The sequence below is a fragment of the Methanoculleus chikugoensis genome, from assembly GCF_019669965.1.
GTDB lineage: Archaea > Halobacteriota > Methanomicrobia > Methanomicrobiales > Methanoculleaceae > Methanoculleus > Methanoculleus chikugoensis.
In genome coordinates this window covers 77,989-96,427 of sequence record NZ_AP019781.1, presented here as the reverse complement: position 1 = coordinate 96,427, position 18,439 = coordinate 77,989, and the positions used below count along the sequence as shown (strand labels likewise).

Below are 18,439 nucleotides of genomic sequence, written 5' to 3'. Positions count from 1 at the left end.
CCCGTATATAGTATGCATCTCAATTCTGATACAATGGTTGAAGCGGAAGATCTGCAGTCCTTGAAGACAATTGCCCTGCTCGGCGGGTGCCGGGGCCCGATATGGCTCTCGTCGCAGTCGCTCGGAAACGAACTGGGTATCAGCCCTCAGACCGCCTCACGGCGGCTGATCGCGCTTGAGCGGCAGCAGTTCGTCGCCCGAACGATGAAGCCCGACGGCCAGTACGTCGCCGTCACCCGCGAGGGCGAGCAGGCGCTGAAGCGGGAGTATGCGGATTACGTCCGGATCTTCAACCCGGATCAGAGGCGGTACACCCTGACCGGAACCGTGATCAGCGGGCTCGGGGAGGGCCGCTACTACATGAGCATTCCACATTACAAGGAGCAGTTCGGCAGTTGTCTCGGGTTCGAACCCTTCCCCGGAACCCTGAACATCCGGCTCGATGCGGCGAGCATCGTGGTTCGTAACCAGCTCGATCACGCCGGATGGATCGAGATCCCCGGGTTTACTGCCGATGAGCGGACGTTCGGCGGTGCCAAGGTGATCCCCTGCCGGATCAGGGGGCAGAGATGCGCGATCGTCGAGCCCTCCCGCACCCACTACCCGGAAGATACCATCGAGGTCATCGCCGGGTGCGAACTCCGCAAATCCCTGAACCTGAACGATAACGATACGATTGAGGTGGAGATTACCCATGATTGATGCAGCCATACAGGCCCTCGCGAGGGGCGAATTTGTCCTGTTATACGACTTTGACGACCGCGAGCGGGAGACGGATTTCGCGATCCGGTCGGACGCCGTCACGCCCGCCCACATCCGGCAGATGCGCAAAGACGGCGGCGGGCTGATCTGCACGGCGGTCCACCCCGTGGCTGCAAAGAGGCTCGGCCTCCCGTTTGCGCACGAAGTCCTGCGGGCCTGCAGCCTCGTTGAGCGGGACGGGGAGGTTCCGTACGACCCGAAGAACCACTCTTCGTTCTCCCTCTGGGTGAACCACCGCGAGACCTATACCGGGGTGACGGACCGCGACCGGGCGCTGACGGTCACCGCCATCGCGGACGAGGTGAAGAAGTCGCTCAACGGCGGCGGGCACGACTTTGCGGCGCACTTCCGGACGCCGGGGCACATGGCGCTTCTCCGGGCCGCCGACCGGCTCCTCGACGAGCGGCGGGGGCAGACCGAGCTCTCGATCGCGCTTGCCGGCATGGCCGATATCACCCCGGCGGTCACGATCTGCGAGATGCTGGACGACGAGACGGGGTTCGCTCTCTCGAAGGAGGGTGCGATGGAGTATGCGAGGAAGCACGGGCTCGTCTTTGTCGAGGGGAAACAGGTTCTCGACCGGTGGGAGTCCCTGAAGCAGCAGGAGTAATATTCACCTTTTTTTCGAGCCTGCAGCATCTACCGCCTGAAAAGTATTCCCCGGGACATTTTAGCACATTGCCCCTAACGTGCCCGGGTTCTCCGGCTGTGCCGCAGATCGGCATGGCGCGTGTGTTTTCAAAAATAATATATACGATTGTACGGCATCATAATCGGATGAAAAGAGATGCTGTGGCATATTTGAATACGAGAAAGAAGGGGGATTTCGCAGCACAAAAGGAGGAAGTAGAGGATTTTTGCAAATACCGGTTTCAGATTGTTGAAATCTTCCACGACCACCGGGCAAACGCAACGCCCCCGGAGAAACGGAAGGGCTTTGCGGCGATGCTGGAGTATTGCAGCGCCAATAATTGTCCTGACATCATCATCTACGACCTTGCGGGCCTCGCGAGGGACCTGGACGCCGGGCTTGCCGCGCTTAAGACCTTAAACGAACAGTACACCGTCTACTGCGTGAACAACGATTTCTTCGGGTCCCGGGACGATCCGGAGCAGAGAAGGGCGGCGATCGGCAACTTCATCGAGTACATGGAGCAGTACCGCGAGAGTGCCCGGAAAGCCGCCCCGGCCGTCTCGAAGAAGACGAAGAAGGATAATGGGCGCCCCATCGGGAGGCCGAGGGCGCTCAACGAGGGGCAGGTCGAGGCTCTCCTCACGGTGCGGCAGGCCGGGACGAGCATCAGCCAGATCTGTCGGATGTTCGACGTCAGCAGGAGCACGGTCAGCAAGATCCTCGCGGACTACCCCGAACTGAAGGGGGAGTGGAAGGGAGCCCGGAAGGAGCCGGAGGAGTGACGTAGTCGAAGGGCACCCGGTCGGCAGAGAGGACGCCGAACCATCTCTCCGGCCAGAGATGGCTGGTGACTGCCGTGAACCCCCGCGCCTTCAGGAGTATCGTTGAACTCGCCGTCCAGAGCTGGATGCTCTCACCGCGATCAGAGAGTCCTGAATCCCACCACACGGGAGCGCGGGGCAGCTGACACCCAAAAAGCCGTTCCGGAGCCGATACCGTGTTGAGAGAACCGCTTACGGATGGAACACTTTTTCCACGATTGGAGTTTTTAGGGCCCGAAAAGCAAAAGATGCGTTTTCCCCCATTCAGATCGTTTCAACAAATCTAAATTGTGCAAAAAGGTTATACCTGAATAATATGTATCCTGAGAGCCAAAAGGTTCACAGATCCGGGAGACCCCGGATCTTCCATAGATGTATGATCCTGGTTCTTGCACTATTCCTGATCGCATGGTCGCCGGCAAGCGCCAGCGATGCCGGACCTTCTCTCGAGAGCGGGACTGAAGATCGCGCGGAAGTGGAAGCATTTTTTGATGAGGCCGTGCCGGCGGGACTGGCGAAGTACAACATCCCGGGTGCCACGGTTTCTTTCGTACAGGACGGGGAGTTGATCTTTTCCAGAGGATACGGGTACTCCGATATTGCAAATAGAACGCCCGTCGATCCCGAAACGACGCTCTTTCACATCGGGTCGATCACCAAGCTCTTCACCTGGACATGTGTCATGCAGCTGGTAGAAGAAGGGAAGATCGACCTGGATGCGGATATTAATACGTATCTGACAGATTTCTCAATCCCGGAGACGTACCCTGGACATCCGGTGACCATGCGACACCTGATGACGCATTCGGCGGGTTTCGAAGAGCAGGAGATCCGTATGACCGTTGCAGACGTAGAGGAACTCTATCCGTTCAGGACATACTGCGAAGAGAATATCCCCGCCAGGGTATACCCTCCCGGGACGGTCACCTCGTATTCAAATTACGGTGCAACACTCGCTGCGGTCATCGTCGAAGACGTTACCGGCGTACCTTTTGAGCAGTACCTCAACGAGCATATCCTCTCCCCGCTCTCCATGACGAGAACAAGCATCTCGTACACGCTTCCCCCGGAGATGGCCCGGAACCTCTCCTCCGGCTACCACTATATGGGAATGACGAACGAGGCCGTACCGGATTTTGTCTGTGTCGTCGGTCCTGCCGGATCCATCAGTTCCACCGCAAACGACATGGCGGCATTCCTTGCCGTCCATATGAAGAACGGTTCCTGGCATGGTGCGGAGATCCTCTCGGAAGAGACCGCCGCCCTCATGCATGCACCGGCATTCTCCAACGACCCGCGTGTGAGCAGCATGTGCCTCGGGTTTTACGAGACACGCCTGAACAACGAGAGAATAATTGGGCATGGCGGCGACACGGATACGTTCCATTCTCTTCTTGCAATCATCCCGGAGAGGGGGACAGGATTCTTCGTCTCCTACAACAGTGTCGGAGGGAGTAAAGCGAGATACGATCTCCAGGCGGAGTTTGTCGATCGGTTCTACCCCGCCTCCGCATCCACCGCGCCCGCAAACGATCCCGGAACGCCCGCCGGCAAATACACCGGGACCTACCAGTCGACACGTCACAACTACAGAACGTTCGAGTTCTATCTCTCGCGGCCCGAGATAAGTATCGAACAGGGAGAGAAGGCGCTGTTGGTTACACAGGGCGGAAGCCCTCCTTCCGAATATGGCGAGGTTGCTCCCGGTGTCTTTGCGCAATCGAGCGGTCAGCCGACATCTTACGGGAATCTGGTCTTTCGCGAGGACGGGCAGGGCACCGTAGACTTCCTCTGTTACGAAAACCTGCCTTTCTTTGCGTACGAGCGGGTACCGTGGTATGCAATCGAACCGTTTACCGACGGCGTGAAGAATACCGGCCTCGCGATTCTCCTGACAGTTCTCGTATGGCCGATCATGGCCGTATTCCGGCGGGTCTACGGTGCTACCGGGGATGAACGCGATACGGCACTCTCCGTGTATGCCCGCCTGGTGGCCGGAGCGGCCTCCCTGCTCTTCGTCGTCTTCGTGCTCGTTCTCCTCCCGGCGGTGACGGGCGATACGGCACTCATCGAGTCGTACGTGCGAGATCTGACGGTTCCTCTTGCCCTGAGCGCAGTCATGACCGTCCCGGTCATTGCCGTGCTCTTATCGGCTGTGGCCGCCGCCTTTGCCATCCCGGTCTGGAAGCGACGCTACTGGTCCGTATGGCACCGGGTGCACTACAGCATCGTCGTTATCGGACTGTTCATGCTGGCGTGGTGGGTCAACTTCTGGAACCTCTTCGTCTTCAGACTGTAAGAGGCCGATACCCACCATTTTTTGTATGTCGGGACTCTCCTCCCGGTCTCCCGCCAGGCATCTTCCTTAAGCCCGGGTGGATCCCTGCGGTAATACAACCGGGGACGATATTGCACCGGTATCGCACCGTGAAGGTTGCTACCGGGAGAAATGCGGCGGTTCCGCAAAAAAAGAGTTTTCGGAGGTAGAGTCTCTACAACTGCACCTGGGAGAGAGCGTCGTAGACGATCTTACGGTAGAGGTCGGGCTGCGTCCCGTACTCCTCCTGGGCCTTCTTCGAGTCGTCGGTGGTCCCGAACGCGTCGAGCCGGTCCAGGGTCTCGCGGGCGGTATCGAGCACCCAGAGGTCGCGGGTCTCGCGGTCCACGACCGCAATCGACTCCACGCGGACCGAGACCAGGCAGTTCCCTTCCGGAGTCGTGTAGAGGTTCGGTTTCCCGACGACGGCAACGAACGCGGGCGGCTCGATCCGGGCAAGCTGTTGCATCGCCTCGGGCTGGTAGGAGCCCGCCATGATGAAGAAGGTGCCCGTCGGGTCGACCACTCTTCCCCGGTAGAAGATGTTCTGGTCGCCCTGCCGCTGCTTCTCCGTGAGCGTCCCGACGATGAAGATCCGGTTGCTCCGGATCCCGCTCGGGAGGATGACGTAGGTCGGGCTCTTCTCGTCGTCGCCGTCCTTGAACTGGTAGCGGGTCTCGCGGAGTTCGGATGCGAAGACCCTCCGTGCAGGTTCGCGCTCGAACGTGCTCTGGGGCTTCATGCAGGCTCACCCCCGGCGCGGTTCAGGAGTGCAGCCAGTTCCGCGGGCTCAAACACGATCGGGGTGCAGGAGTTGACGAGCAGCCTGCCGCCGAACTCGCTCCCGCTGCAGGTATAGTAGCGCCCGAGCACCGTGTTCCTGATCCGGTAGAAGATCTCGTCCATGCCGAGCGGGTTCGTCTCGGCGATAGAAACGGCCTCTTCAAGGGTGATTCCGGTGAGGGCCTCGACGACCTCGCGCTGCATCAGGACATTTTTAGCGCGGATACCGTCGTCCAGGACCGCTTTTAAGCGGAGGTCGTAGCGGAACTCGGGCTGGATCTCGTGCACCGGGCAGTAGTTCTGCCGGGAGAGCGTCCGGTTGCAGCCCTCGACCGGGCAGCGCTTGATCAGGCCCGAGCCCGGGGCGATGTGGACGAGAGCTCCCCGGATCTCGGTCTCGGTTCGCCCGACCTCGATATCGCCCTCGTCGGCGATGTACATCGCGGTGTTCAGGGCGAGGGAGAGCCTGCCGTTGTACTCGTCGACGGTGGCGTAAAAGACGTTGTAGACGGCATCGAGATCGAGTTTATCCTTGTCGTCTCCCTTCCAGATGACGAACTTGATGGTGCCGGTCTCGTCGCCGAGGAGCCCCGTCTGGAGCATCCGGTCGTGCGAGGTGTCCCAGTCCTGGACGACCTTGGCCCGCACGCTCCCGACACCGGGCTTCAGCTCGGCGATCGGCGTGATCGAGGGGAGGAGCGGGGTATCTTCCTCCACCCGGGAGATCGTGGTGCCCGAGTGGATCTTCAGGTTCGGCGCACCCTTGTACTCGTCGACGACCGCGGACTCGAGCCGGTACCAGTGGCCATACTCCATCGCGGGGGCGTTCGCCCGGGCCCAGGTCACAAAACGGATGGCGCCGCTCGAGTCGGCGATGATCCCGGTCTGTGCGATCGAGGGTGAGACGGGCGGGGTCAGGGCAACGATCTTCCCCTCGATCGTGACCCACTCGCCGGGGACGATCTCGTGTATCGGGCGGAGCTCGGTGGAGGAGCTTCCGATACCGGTGACGTTGTACTCGCGGGCGAGATCGCCCGTCACCGTTCGTTCGGCCTCGTCGACGTTGACGCCGAACTCCTCGACGAGACGGCGGAGGCGTGATTCGATCTTCTGCCGATCGGGCTGTGCGCCTTTTGCTTCAAGTTTCCGGGAGATTCTCTCTGTTACCTCTGATAGGTTCATACTTACATCTCCGGTCTGTACTTCACCTCTTGAGGGTATTAAGACTCGGCCCGCGATGTGAAAGTAACCGGGAAACACGCACCAGGACGTCTCCTGGTGCAGCCGTTCCGGGAAAGGGGGCGTTCACAGCAATACCCCTCGTATCCGGATACCGTCCTTCCCCCTTGCCGTTCGGGAAGACGGGGTTTGCGGGCGCTGTGGGGTTGTCGGCACCTGTGGGCAGGTCGCAGGAGACCGAGCCGGACACTTGAACGTATAAATAGGGGCAAGGACAACATCAGCTGCATGGCATTGACTGCGAACAGTACAATCGCGGAACTCCTTCGGGAGAAGCCCGAATCGGCACAGGTACTCTTCCGGTTCGGCATGGGTTGCCTTGGCTGCGCCATCGCAAACAACGAGACGATCCGGGAAGCCGCCCAGGCGCACGGCATCCCCCTCGAAGAGATGCTCTCCGCTCTCGGCGTCGCCGAGGCGTAAACCTATAATTTTTCCCGGAGACGCTTGAGTTCGGCGAGAGCGGCCTCCGGATTTCTTTTCAGGTAATCCGCAATCACGGGGACGTGCAGGAGCGTACAGCCGGCACACCCCCAGACCCTGCCGCCGTTCGAACTATCGACCCATTCGCCGAGTTCCTCGTCCGCACAGGGGTAGCAGGGGCAGTAACAGTAGTCGCACCGCTGTCCCGGAAAGTGGCAGGGGTAGTAGGGGCAGTTCTCCTTCTGCCACTCCACCCAGTGATCCCCGCCGTAACGGCTGTAGATGAAGAACGACGGTTCGCTCCGCCGGACCCTGCCCTGCTGCCGCGCGAGGGCCTCCGGGAGTCCGCGGAGAACCGCCGCGTGAACCCTGCTGCCGACCTCGGTCAGGGTTCCGGCGTAGGTGTTTGCCTGGGGAGCGTCGCGCTCGCAGGCGACGACGACCGCATCCGTCGTGGTTCCGGGGAAGTCGTAGCCGAGATCGTGGAGCGCCTGGGCCTTCGCTCCCGTCGCGGTGACGATCGTCTCGAGGAGCGCCGAATCAACCATCCCCTCCCTGCTGTAGACAATGATGTTGATGGTGTGCGGGGCGGTGGGGGGCGCCGTCGGGTTGGTCACCCCGGCGGTGATGAAGACCGTGACGAAGTCGTACTGGAGCACGCAGAGGTGATGCATCTCTACAGCGGTCAGGAGCCCGAAGTAGTCCCGGAAGACGCCGTGCCGGGCGGTGAGAAGGTCGAGGTGACGCCCCGGTTCGTCCTCGAAGTCGTGCGGCACCGTGTGGTTCAGGACCGTCGTGACGTCGGCGATACCACCGCGAACCCCGGTGCTCACTGCTCTGAATCGGCCGCGAAGAAAAAGAGTGTCTTCCCTGACGAAATATCTCATACGACGGAGTAATGGACCCGGTCTTTCAGTTCCTGCTGCTTGCCCGCGTTCCATCCCGCAACGTCCTGGAGGTAACCGGTGACCCTGCTGATCTGGACGACGTCGTGGCTCCCGCACTCGGGACAGATTGCCTTGCCGCAGAGCGGGCAGTACTCGATGCTCTCGACGATGGAGTGGTGGCAGTCGCAGTGGTCGAGCGGACACATGATCTCAAGCGACGTCTCGCCGCAGTGAGGGCAGGGGTTCTCGTCCACGACGAAGTGGCAGGTGTGGCACTTGTACCGCCGCTCTCCCGCGGGGATTTCATCGAGGCTCTGGTATTTCTCTGCCAGTTTACGTTGTTCGGGACTCCAGTTCATGATACCAGTATCTGCGGGAGAATATATATCCCTTTAGATGCGGGATAGGCCGCATCCGCCTCAGATCACTCATAGGGTTCGTCATCTCCCCTGACGGGGATCAGAACGGAGAACTCATCACCGGCGGATGCGGGAGAAGCGTTCGGCTTCGGCGCCCGGGTTCTCCGCCTCGTAGATGCTCCTTCCCACGATGACCCCGTCGACCAGCCGGGCCACCGTGTCGAGGTCGCCGCCCTGCGCCCCCACGCCCGGCGAGTAGATCGCCTTGCTGCCGACGATCTCCCGGAGCCGGGATATCCGGTCCGGGCGGGTTGCCGGAGCAATGATGCCGTCGGCCCGGCAGGAGACGGCGAGTTCCGCGAGGTGTTCGGCCACGCCGCCGTGGAAGAACTCGGTCGCCCCGGGATGGCTCATCTCGGCGACGATGTAGGCCGCCCCGCTGTGCCGGTGCGCCACCTCGACGCAGGTTCTTGCGGCATCGGCTCCCACGAACCCGTGGGCGATCACGGCGTCGAAGCCGGCGGCAAAGACCGCTTCGCAGATGAGACGGTTGGTGTTCGGGATGTCCGCGACCTTGAAGTCGGCGATGAGCGGGAGGGCGAGGTCGGCGAGATCTTCGACGATGGAGAGGCCGGCCGAGAGGACGAGCGGGTAGCCGACCTTGATCGCGTCGATATAGGGCGCACACGACTCCGCGATGCTCACCGCCCGTTTCCGGTCGAGGACGTCGAGGGAGAGGATGAGTTCGGTCATCGTTCCAGCCTTTCCAGGGTTGCCGCGACGAGGAGCGGCAGGTTGATCGTCGCATCACCGTAGACCGTCGCGGCGGTGGCCTCCCCGGTGAGTTTGCCCCACGACCGGGCCTCGTCGAGCGTCGCCCCCGAGAGGCCGCCGAGGTCCGGCCGGTCGCCGGTGAGCTGCACCGCGTAGTCGAACCCGCTCTCGGTCATCAGTTTGCTCTGCAGGATGTAGTTCTTCGGGACGCCGCCGCCGACGAGGATGGTGCCGGCCCGCTCGGCCTCGAAGCACCGGTCGAGCAGCCCGGGCATATCGGCAAACGCGCTGACCGTGACCTTGTGTGTCTGGGAAAAGAGCCAGTACTGCAGCCCGATCATCGAGTCCTGGATGGCCGGGCAGTAGATCGGCACCCCGGCCTTTGCCGCCTCGGAGAGGATCCCGGTATCGAGCTTCTCCCCGATCCGGCCAAGGAGATCGGAGATCGAGACCGTCGAGCCTTCCGGGATGGAGGAGTAGACGTCCTGCAGGAACTCCTCGAACCGGATGAACGCCTCGTTCGGGAGGAAGATGTCGTAGATCCGGTTGACACCCTCCTCACAGAGTTCGGTATCGGAGACCTGGCAAGTCCCGTGGTAGTGGTGGCACCCGATCGCCTCGATGACGTCGTGGGTGAGGTTCGCCCCCGTCGAGACGAGCACGTCGATGTGTCCTCTCTCGATAAGGTCGGCGACGATGCCTCCCATGCCGCCGGGCACCATGGCGCCCGAGAGGCCGAAGAACTTCAGTGCTTTCTCGTCGCGGAGCATCCGTTCGTAGATGTTGACCGCCTGCCACAGCGATCCCCCGTTGTAGGCTCCGGCTTTCCCGAGTTCGTCGACGAGTTCGCCGACCGTCATCCCGGGGTGCACCCGTGCCTGCTGAACCGCTTCCCCGTACTTGAAGGTCATGATACTGTTACACCAGCTTCTGTACGAGGTTATTGGCATTCATGCATGATAATGGATCGTCTTTTCCCGGGGCCGCCGGGAAGTGCCCGTCGGCTGAAACGTAAGTTCTGCTAAAAATAGCAATGTTGCGGGGGCCCGGTGGCCGGGTCCCCGCTGCCAGACAGGGGATGACTGGTTATTCGACACGGGATGATCCCACTCGTCCCACCGTGTCGGGGTCCGGTATGCCCGGACCATCTCTCGAGAGAGCGGACTTTCGGGCCGGAAACGGAAAGGTGTCCAGAGGGTCGCCTTCGTTTTCGTTCCGTGCATACTCGGCCGCGAACTCGTATGGCCTGCCGCAGAACCCCGCCCGTCAGGGGTGGCACCGATGCGGGCGGACCGGTCCGGGCAGGCATACTTTCGCCGCAGATAGTCGGCACGGGATCACCAGAGATCAAGTTAACTCACAAAGGTTATAAATATTTTTTTGTAAACTTCATTCGATTGACGCGATGGACGATGGATCGCACTCCCGGCCGGATTGAAGCACGTTCTCTTCCCACACCGGGACGCCGCGAACCAGCGGCCGCGCGAGGTGCCGGCGGGCAGTGGGGGGCACCTCGTACCACCCGGGCTCGATCTGCCGCTCGATTCGCTCGGTCTCGGGCTTGCGGCTGCGCTCGCCGCAGACCCTGCACTTGTAGCCCTTGCCGGTTCCGGCGCTCGTCATCCGCTTCCCGCAGGCCGGGCAGATCGGCGGGCGGATCCGGGCCGCGTCGGCGAGGCGGGCGATCCCGAGTTTCTCGAGGTTGAGGCTCCCGCCTTTGTAACTCCCGGCCGCGGCCACTACGTCGCCCGGGACGAGCGCTCTCACGACGTCCCGGAACCCCTTGGTCGGCTCGTAGGCCATACAGCGGAGGTCGACGCCGCAGTCCTCGAGGAGAAACGAGACGTGGCCGCCGGGCCCGGTGGCCGCGGCCTCTGCGACCGTGCCCCGCACCAGATATGACCGCCCCTCCCGGAGCGTTGCGATCGAGCCCGGGATCAGGTGAGCGTCGGTTCCCTGGTTGGTGGCGTAGACCTGCTCACAGGCGGGCTCTTCCGAGCGCACATATGCACGCGCCTCCCTCACCCATGCCGGGCTCTCCCCCCGGATGCCGAAGAGGACGGGGTCGGGGGTATGGGGCACCCCGACCACCACGCCGTTCTCCCGGTCGACCGTGTCCCAGGTATGGGGGTAGGTCTCCTCCTCGGCGCGAAAGAGGCTCGCCGCATCCACCTGCCGGGGCGTTCCCCATGCCGGACGCTTCCGGTAGGCGAGGAGTTCGTAGGTCAGGTCGAGAAAATCGCTTGCTATTGCTGCCGTTGCGCCGATGAGCCCGCGCCGGTTCTTGTAGCCCCGGTATAGCGCCCCTGCCGCTTCGAGCACCGCGACCGCCTCGTCCACGGTGCAGTAGTCCCGGAGCGCCGCGTAGTAGAACTCCGGCGGCGGGCGGATGCTCGCCACCACCACGCCGGGGTTGGTCTTTTCGTCGTCGAACTCCGCGAGTTCTTCGACGCACGCGGTGGCGAGTGCGAAGGCCGTCTCCGGATCGCCGCCCGCCTCGATGGCGATTGCCGCATTCCCCCGGGTCTTGTGGATGACGTTCGGGTTCAGCCTGACCAGGCGGGTGCCGACGATGCGCAGCCCCTTCCGCGCGAGCCGTTGCACCAGCACCGCGCCGAGGTAGGTGGTACACATCCCGGCAGGCGAGTCCGTATCGTCGATCCCGATCCACATAACCCTCTAGTTTATATCTTCTCCGACTATATCGATTCTCACGGGTTATGTCGCAGGATCGCCTCCCCCAGATGGTCATCAGCATCATGCTCCTTGCAAACTTCGATGTCTCGGAGCGGTGCAACATCCGTCCGCGGAGTTTCGACCTTATCGCGAAGAGAGGCGACAACCTCGTCATCATCAAAGTCGCCTCGCACATCGACAGCGTGAGCGCCGACATCGCCTGGGATCTCAACCTGATCGCCCGGCACCTGGAGGCCACCCCTCTCATCGTCGGGGAGCGGGCACGCGATACGGATCTCGAACGCGGCGTCGTCTACATCCGCTACGGGCTCTTCGCCCTCAGCCCCGAGACGCTCTACGACTACTTCGTGGAAGGCCTCTCGCCGATGGTCTACGCCTCCCCCGGCGGCCTCTACGTGAAGATCAAAGGCGACCTTCTCCGTGAGGTGCGGGAGCGCTCCCGGATGTCGCTCGGGGACCTCGCGTCGCATCTCGGGGTCTCCCGCCGGACGATCAGCAAGTACGAGAGCGGAATGGGCACCACGCTCGACGTCGCCATCAGGCTCGAGGAACTCTTCAACGCCCCGCTCGTCGAGACGATCGAGCTCCTTGGTTACCGCACCCCCGAGCCTGAGAAGCCTGCCGGGTCCACGCCCGGCGACGTTCTGGCCGACCTCGAACGCATGGGAATGGAGATCCACGCGATGCGGCAGGCCCCGTTCCAGGCGCTGGCGCTCTTTGACCGGCACACGATCCTGACGGCGTACGGCACGTCCCAGAAGGTCGTGAAGCGCGCTTCCCTGATCGGCAACATCTCGCAGATCACGAAGACGTTTGCAATGTGCGTCGTCACGGATTACAAAAAGCAGAAAAAGATCGGCAAAACGCTTCTTATCGGAGAAGAGCATCTCCACACCCTCGAAGACGGCTCGGAACTCATAGATATGATAAACGAGTGAATAAGTTTATATAGAACCACAAACCTACCTTTCTATCGCTTAACAACGGTGATACCTATGTCAAGTCTTGGAGGACAACCAATCCTGATTCTGAAAGAGGGTAGCCAGCGCACCCGCGGTCGTGACGCACAGTCGGGCAACATCGCAGCCGCAAAGGCCGTGGCAAGCGCCGTACGGACAACGCTCGGACCCAAGGGCATGGACAAGATGCTCGTCGATACCATCGGCGACGTCGTCATCACGAACGACGGTGTGACCATCTTAAAAGAGATGGATATCGAGCACCCCGCCGCGAAGATGATGGTCGAGATCGCCAAGACCCAGGACGACGAGGTCGGCGACGGCACCACGACCGCCGTGGTGATCGCAGGCGAGCTCCTGAAGCGTGCCGAGGACCTCCTCGACCAGGACGTGCATCCCACGGTCATCGCTCACGGATACCGGATGGCTGCCGATAAGGCGCAGGGCATCCTCGACGAGATTGCAATCGACGTCAAGCCCGACGACATGCCGATGCTCAAAAAGATTGCCGACACCGCCATGACCGGCAAGGGCGCCGAGGCCGCAAAGGAGAAACTCACCGAGCTCGTCGTCAAGGCAATCACGATGGTCGCCGATGCCGACGGCACCGTCGACACCGAGTTTGTGAAGGTCGAGAAGAAGGTCGGCGGGTCCATTGAGGACTCCGAGATCGTCGAGGGCATGATCATCGACAAGGAGCGTGTGCACCCCGCCATGCCCCGCGCTGTCAAGGACGCGAAGATCCTGCTCCTGAACGCCGCCGTCGAGTTCAAGAAGACCGAGGTCGACGCCGAGATCAGCATCACGAGCCCCGACCAGCTCCAGATGTTCCTCGATGAAGAGGAGCGGATGATCAAGGGCATCGTCGACAAGGTCGTTGCGAGCGGCGCAAACGTCCTCTTCTGCCAGAAGGGCATCGACGACATCGCCCAGCACTACCTCGCAAAAGCCGGCATCTTCGCCGTCCGCCGTGTCAAGAAGAGCGACATGGAGAAGCTCGCCCGCGCTACCGGTGCGGCTATCGTCAGCTCCATCGACGCCATCGCCCCCGAAGAACTCGGCAAGGCGGGCAGCGTCGAGGAGAAGAAGGTCTCCGGCGAAGAGATGATCTTCGTCACCGGGTGCGAGAACCCGAAGGCCGTCTCGATCATCATCCGCGGCGGCACCGAACACGTCGTCGCTGAACTCGACCGCGCCATCGAGGACGCTCTCCGGGTCGTCAGCGTTGCCGTTGAGGACAGGAAGTTCGTCGCCGGCGGCGGTGCGCCCGAGATCGAGCTCTCGCTCCGGCTCCGCGAATACGCCGCAACCGTCGGCGGACGCGCCCAGCTCGCTATCGAAGCGTTTGCAAACGCCCTCGAGATCATCCCGAGGACCCTTGCCGAGAACGCGGGTCTCGACCCGATCGACATGCTCGTCGCCCTCCGCGCATCCCACGAGAAGGGTGGTGCGAGCGGGAAGTACATGGGACTTGACGTCTTCAACGCCGCCTCCGGCGATATGCTCAAGGGCGGTGTCGTTGAGCCCCTCCGGGTGAAGACCCAGGCCATCGCAAGCGCTGCCGAAGCCGCCGTCATGATCCTCCGGATCGACGACGTCATCGCCTCATCCAAGTCCGCCGGCCCCTCTCCTGAGGAGATGGCTGCCATGGGCGGCGGCATGGGTGGCGGCATGGGCATGCCCCCGATGTAAGATCACCGTACCGTCTCACGATACGATCCGGGGCCGCAATCCGGCTCCGTATTCTCTTTTTTCGCATCGGGTTCCCACCGTCGGGAGTTGTACTCGCGGTCGTTCGGCCGACCGTCACGCGGTATCTCCCGGCAAAGGCTTGCAGGAAGAACATACTATAGTTCCCCTCCGGTGCCGCATGACGAAATGATCTGTTTAAATTTCTCGTTCTGTGTCAAAATCGTTCATGATATATAGTTACAGATATACCCCTCCGTAAGAGAGTGATCCTGCCCCGCAGGTATCGCATGAGGAGCGGAGTGCGTATGTAATGAAGTCGAAGAGTCCCGTCCGGCCGTCACTTCCGCTCATGGCCTACCTTCTGCTTGCTATTCTCCTCGCGACGGTTCCTGTCGTCTGCCTGCTCTCCGTCGTCGACTCGGTGGCGATCCGGCAGGAACTGGAGGCGAATGCCGAAGCGTCCCGGAACCAGACCGAGTCCGCCACCGTCCTCGCGGTGAACCTGGTGAATGCCGGGCTGAAACTCTTTGATAAGACGCTGGACCACGAGATGGAGGAGGCATTTGTCCCGGTTCTGGCCGAGTACGAGCGGGCGGGAAGGGATCCGGGAGAGATGGATCTCGACCGGCTCAGGGAAGTACTCGGGGACGGGATGGACGTCTATATCATCAACGAATCCGGCGTCATCGAGTACACGTCCTATCCCCCGGATCTTGGACTTGATTTCAGGCAAATCCCCGACTTCTACGACCGGGTAACGGAGATCCGTCTCGGGGATCCGTTTGCTGCCGACAGGGCCGTCTACGGGATCGCGTCAGGGGAACTCCGGAAGTACGCCTACATGCCTTCTCCGGATCACCGCTACCTCTTCGAACTCGGTCTTACGGGATCCGAGTTTCAGCAGTACCACACGGCGCTGAAGTATCGGGAGGCCGTCTGGGACCTTGTGGACAAAAACCCGGACGTTGTCGAGATCCGGATCTTCGACTGCCTGGGGAAGGTGGTCGTCGGCGAGGCGCATCCCGACGACGACCGGCGGCTGGAGATGGTCCGCAGGGCTTACCGGGAGAAGGCCGTGATCGAGGCGGAGAACGCCACTGCAGGCGAACTGACACGCTACGTCTTCGTCGATATGGCGGACACCGATTACGCATCGAACATGAGCCTGGTCGTCGAACTGACCTATACCACGCAGAGGGGGGAGGCCGAACTCGCCGGAATCTTCAACCGGCATGCTGACGTCCTGCTCATTGCGCTCTTCTGTATCGGCTCTCTCTCAGCCCTCGCCGCGCACCACCTGACGCGGCCGATACGCAGCCTCGTCGAGGATGTCGATGCCGTCGCCCGCGGCGATCTGGAGCGTCCCATACGGGTGAGCGGGGACGAGGAGTTCATGCATCTCGCAGAGAGCGTACGGCGTGTGGTCGGATCCCTGAAGGGGACCATCCAGATGATCCGGGAATCGGAGGAGGAGGTCGTCCGGCACAGCCGTCTCCTCGAAGAGCAGGTTCGGGAACGGACGGCCGCCCTTGAGGCGTCGAACCGTGCGGCGACCCTCTATCTGGACATCATGGGGCACGACATCAACAACGCGAACAACGTCGCAAACCTCTATGCCGACCTGCTCCAGGCCGAACTCGAGGGAGAGCCCGAGGCCGAGCTGCTCGGGAAGGCGAGGAAGGGGCTTACGAAGAGCATCGAGATCGTCCACAACGTCAACACCATCCAGAAGGTCCAGGGAGGCGTGCCGTCTCTTCGCCCGATCGATCTCGATGCCGTTATCAGAGTCGAGATCGAGCACTCTCCCGCCCCGATAACCTATGCCGGTACCACGGCCGCCGTCCTCGCCGACGACCTCCTCTCCGAGATCTTCGCGAACCTCATCGGCAACGCGGTGAAGCACGGCGGGCCGTCGGTCGAGATCGCCGTCCGGGTCGAGGAGCGCGGGGAGGAGGTTCTGGTCTCGGTCGAGGATACCGGACCGGGCATCCCGGACGCGGTAAAGGCGCGGCTCTTCGAACGGCTGGTCCGGGGAACCCACAGCACGGCGGGGACGGGGCTCGGGCTTTACATCTGCCGGATGCTCACCGAACGCTACGGCGGGAAGATCCGGGCGGCCGACCGGGTGGAGGGCCGCCCGGAAGAGGGGGCGGCCATCCGGTTTACCCTCCGGAAGACCGGAGAGGAGGGCAGTTCATGACGGCGGCCGGGGGGAGGAGCCCGCGCCGGTTCGGCACGCACCTGATGCTCGTCATGATCCTGATCACGCTCCCGGTGATCGGGCTGATCTCGGCCTTGGACTACCGGCAGGTCGCGGAGAGCCTGATCGCCGAGGAGGATCGGCTCCGGGAGCAGACGGAGCGGGGCGTCATCCAGTCGGTATGCCTGGTGGACGCGGGTCTGAACCTCTTCGACTGCACGCTTGATGGGCAGATGGAGGAGGCATTCGTCCCGGTTCTGGCTGAATACAGGCGGGCGGGAGGGGATCCGGGAGAGATGGATCTTGCCCGTGTTAAAGCGCAGCTCGGGGATGAGGTGGACGTCTATATCATCAACGGATCCGGCGTCATCGAGTATACGACCTATCCGCCCGATGCCGGTCTTGATTTCAAGTCCATTCCTTACTTCTACGACCGGATAACCGAGATCCGGCTCGGCGACACGTTCACGGCCGACCGGGTCGTGGCGGAGCCGGCGAGCGGGCGGTTGCGGAAGTACGCCTACATGCCCTCTCCGGATCACCGTTACCTCTTCGAGCTCGGACTCGTCTGCAGTCCCGCCGGGATGAACCGGTTTGAACCGAAATACCAGGCGCTCCAGGACGACCTGATGCGGTTGAACCCCGCGCTCGAAGAGATCCGGATCTTCGACTGTTACGGCAGGCTCGTCAACGCGACCGATTCGGAGATCCCGGTCGATCCCGCCGCCGTCGATATCGTTGCCCGGGAGGTCTATGAGGAGAAACGGGACCGGACAATAGCGGATCCCGGAGCAGGGCGGATCGTCCGGTATCTCTTCGTCGACCTCTCCGCCGCCGGATCCCCCTCGGACACGAGCCGGGTCGTCGAGTTGACCTACACCACCGCCCCTCTCGATGCCCGGCTCGCGGGGATCCGCCTCACCCACGTTTTCCTCGGGCTCTTCGCAGGTCTCGCCGCCTGCTGCATCGCGGTCCCGGTCTCGCGGCAGGTAACCCGCCCGGTACGGGAGCTCGTCGACGACATCAACACCATTGCCCGGGAGGATCTCGATCATCGGATCCGGGTATCCGCGGGAACGGAGTTCACCCGCCTTGAAGAGAGCATCGGTGCCATGGTCGATTCGCTCAAAGAGAACATCCGGCGCCTCCGCGCTTCGGAGGAGACGGCACGGGATTACAGCACCCGGCTTGAGGAGCGGGTCCGGGAGCGGACGGCCGCCCTCGATGCGTCGAACCGTGCGGCAACCCTCTTCCTGGATATCATGATCCACGATATCAACAACGCGAACACCATCGCCATCGGGTATACCCGGTTCCTCGCCGACGTGCTCGAGGGAGAACGGCGGGAGATGGCCGAGAAGATGCTCTCCCGGCTCGAACGGAGTTCCGCGATCATCGGGTCCGTCGCCACCCACCGGGAGGCCCTGGAGAGCGGGAGCGCGCTGAAGCGGGTGGATCTCGACCGGGTGATCCGCACGGAGATAGCGAACCACCCTGCGGCCCGGATCCGGTATGAGGGGCGCCCGATTGCGGTCCTCGCCGACGACCTCCTCTCCGAGGTCTTCGCGAACCTCATCGGCAACGCGGTGAAGTTCGGCGATCCGTCGGTCGGGATCACCGTCATGGTCGAAGACCGCGGGGAGGTGGTGCTGGTCTCGATCGAGGACACCGGGCCGGGCATCCCCGACGAGAAGAAGCAACGTCTCTTCACCCGTTTCGGCGGCGGGGACAGCGCAATGAGCGGCCTGGGTCTCGGCCTCTACATCTGCCGGATGCTCATCGAACACTACGGCGGGAAGATCCGGGCGGCCGACCGGGTGGAGGGGCGGCCGGAGGAGGGAACAACCGTCTGCTTTTCACTCAGAAAGGCGCCGGAAGAGTAGCGATCGCCT

At 62.3% G+C, this 18,439-nt stretch carries 16 protein-coding genes; 9 read left to right on the top strand and 7 right to left on the bottom strand.

All coding sequences use genetic code 11. The annotated features are described in order from the left end of the window. The first annotated feature begins 33 nt into the window (after positions 1–33). From MchiMG62_RS00450 to MchiMG62_RS00435, 4 genes are all read left to right on the top strand, one after another. Positions 34–702 carry a DUF120 domain-containing protein gene (locus MchiMG62_RS00450; protein WP_221057419.1) on the top strand — a complete coding sequence of 223 codons (669 nt, stop codon included), beginning with the start codon at positions 34–36 and terminating at the stop codon, positions 700–702. Beyond that, positions 695–1,372 carry a 3,4-dihydroxy-2-butanone-4-phosphate synthase gene (gene ribB, locus MchiMG62_RS00445; protein ID WP_221057418.1) on the top strand — a complete coding sequence of 226 codons (678 nt, stop codon included), beginning with the start codon at positions 695–697 and terminating at the stop codon, positions 1,370–1,372. The genes MchiMG62_RS00450 and ribB overlap by 8 nt, the downstream gene beginning before the upstream one ends. Before the next feature lie 167 nt (positions 1,373–1,539). Continuing rightward, positions 1,540–2,178 carry a recombinase family protein gene (locus tag MchiMG62_RS00440; protein ID WP_221057417.1) on the top strand — a complete coding sequence of 213 codons (639 nt, stop codon included), beginning with the start codon at positions 1,540–1,542 and terminating at the stop codon, positions 2,176–2,178. 415 nt (positions 2,179–2,593) lie between these two features. Next, positions 2,594–4,516: a serine hydrolase domain-containing protein gene (locus tag MchiMG62_RS00435; protein ID WP_221057416.1), complete on the top strand. Its 1,923-nt coding sequence runs from the start codon at positions 2,594–2,596 to the stop codon at positions 4,514–4,516. Positions 4,517–4,709: 193 nt separating this feature from the next. Here MchiMG62_RS00435 and MchiMG62_RS00430 read toward each other — a convergent pair whose 3' ends face one another. Further along, positions 4,710–5,276 carry an RPA family protein gene (locus MchiMG62_RS00430; RefSeq protein WP_221057415.1) on the bottom strand — a complete coding sequence of 189 codons (567 nt, stop codon included), beginning with the start codon at positions 5,274–5,276 and terminating at the stop codon, positions 4,710–4,712. Beyond that, entirely contained in the window at positions 5,273–6,499 is a 1,227-nt protein-coding gene (locus MchiMG62_RS00425; protein ID WP_221057414.1) for a nucleotide-binding protein, read from the bottom strand. Before MchiMG62_RS00425 ends, MchiMG62_RS00430 begins: the two co-directional genes overlap by 4 nt. 285 nt (positions 6,500–6,784) lie before the next feature. Here MchiMG62_RS00425 and MchiMG62_RS00420 point away from each other — a divergent pair, with 285 nt between their 5' ends. Next, entirely contained in the window at positions 6,785–6,979 is a 195-nt protein-coding gene (locus MchiMG62_RS00420; protein ID WP_074369239.1) for a DUF1858 domain-containing protein, read from the top strand. A gap of 2 nt (positions 6,980–6,981) precedes the next feature. Here MchiMG62_RS00420 and MchiMG62_RS00415 read toward each other — a convergent pair whose 3' ends face one another. The 5 genes from MchiMG62_RS00415 to MchiMG62_RS00395 all read right to left on the bottom strand — a co-directional run bounded on the left by MchiMG62_RS00415 (position 6,982) and on the right by MchiMG62_RS00395 (position 11,672). Then, entirely contained in the window at positions 6,982–7,866 is an 885-nt protein-coding gene (locus MchiMG62_RS00415; protein ID WP_221057413.1) for an adenosylcobinamide amidohydrolase, read from the bottom strand. Continuing rightward, positions 7,863–8,225 carry an anaerobic ribonucleoside-triphosphate reductase gene (nrdD, locus tag MchiMG62_RS00410; protein WP_054847883.1) on the bottom strand — a complete coding sequence of 121 codons (363 nt, stop codon included), beginning with the start codon at positions 8,223–8,225 and terminating at the stop codon, positions 7,863–7,865. The genes MchiMG62_RS00415 and nrdD overlap by 4 nt, the downstream gene beginning before the upstream one ends. A gap of 117 nt (positions 8,226–8,342) precedes the next feature. Further along, positions 8,343–8,978: an orotidine-5'-phosphate decarboxylase gene (gene pyrF / locus MchiMG62_RS00405; RefSeq protein WP_221057412.1), complete on the bottom strand. Its 636-nt coding sequence runs from the start codon at positions 8,976–8,978 to the stop codon at positions 8,343–8,345. Beyond that, positions 8,975–9,910, bottom strand: a complete 936-nt coding sequence (locus tag MchiMG62_RS00400) for a deoxyhypusine synthase (protein WP_221057411.1) — start codon at positions 9,908–9,910, stop codon at positions 8,975–8,977. Before MchiMG62_RS00400 ends, pyrF begins: the two co-directional genes overlap by 4 nt. 478 nt (positions 9,911–10,388) lie before the next feature. Next, the gene (locus MchiMG62_RS00395; RefSeq protein ID WP_221057410.1) at positions 10,389–11,672 is read right to left on the bottom strand and encodes a tRNA(Ile)(2)-agmatinylcytidine synthase; all 1,284 of its coding nucleotides are present in this window, start codon (positions 11,670–11,672) and stop codon (positions 10,389–10,391) included. A 47-nt stretch (positions 11,673–11,719) separates the two neighbouring features. On the opposite strand from MchiMG62_RS00395, the gene MchiMG62_RS00390 reads away from it, so the two are divergent. The 4 genes from MchiMG62_RS00390 to MchiMG62_RS00375 all read left to right on the top strand — a co-directional run bounded on the left by MchiMG62_RS00390 (position 11,720) and on the right by MchiMG62_RS00375 (position 18,430). Further along, positions 11,720–12,634: a transcriptional regulator gene (locus MchiMG62_RS00390; protein ID WP_221057409.1), complete on the top strand. Its 915-nt coding sequence runs from the start codon at positions 11,720–11,722 to the stop codon at positions 12,632–12,634. Between the two features lie 57 nt (positions 12,635–12,691). Next, positions 12,692–14,347 carry a thermosome subunit alpha gene (thsA, locus tag MchiMG62_RS00385; RefSeq protein ID WP_221057408.1) on the top strand — a complete coding sequence of 552 codons (1,656 nt, stop codon included), beginning with the start codon at positions 12,692–12,694 and terminating at the stop codon, positions 14,345–14,347. 310 nt (positions 14,348–14,657) lie between these two features. Beyond that, entirely contained in the window at positions 14,658–16,547 is a 1,890-nt protein-coding gene (locus MchiMG62_RS00380; protein WP_221057407.1) for a sensor histidine kinase, read from the top strand. Then, positions 16,544–18,430 carry a sensor histidine kinase gene (locus MchiMG62_RS00375; protein WP_221057406.1) on the top strand — a complete coding sequence of 629 codons (1,887 nt, stop codon included), beginning with the start codon at positions 16,544–16,546 and terminating at the stop codon, positions 18,428–18,430. The genes MchiMG62_RS00380 and MchiMG62_RS00375 overlap by 4 nt, the downstream gene beginning before the upstream one ends. The last annotated feature ends 9 nt before the right edge of the window (positions 18,431–18,439 follow it).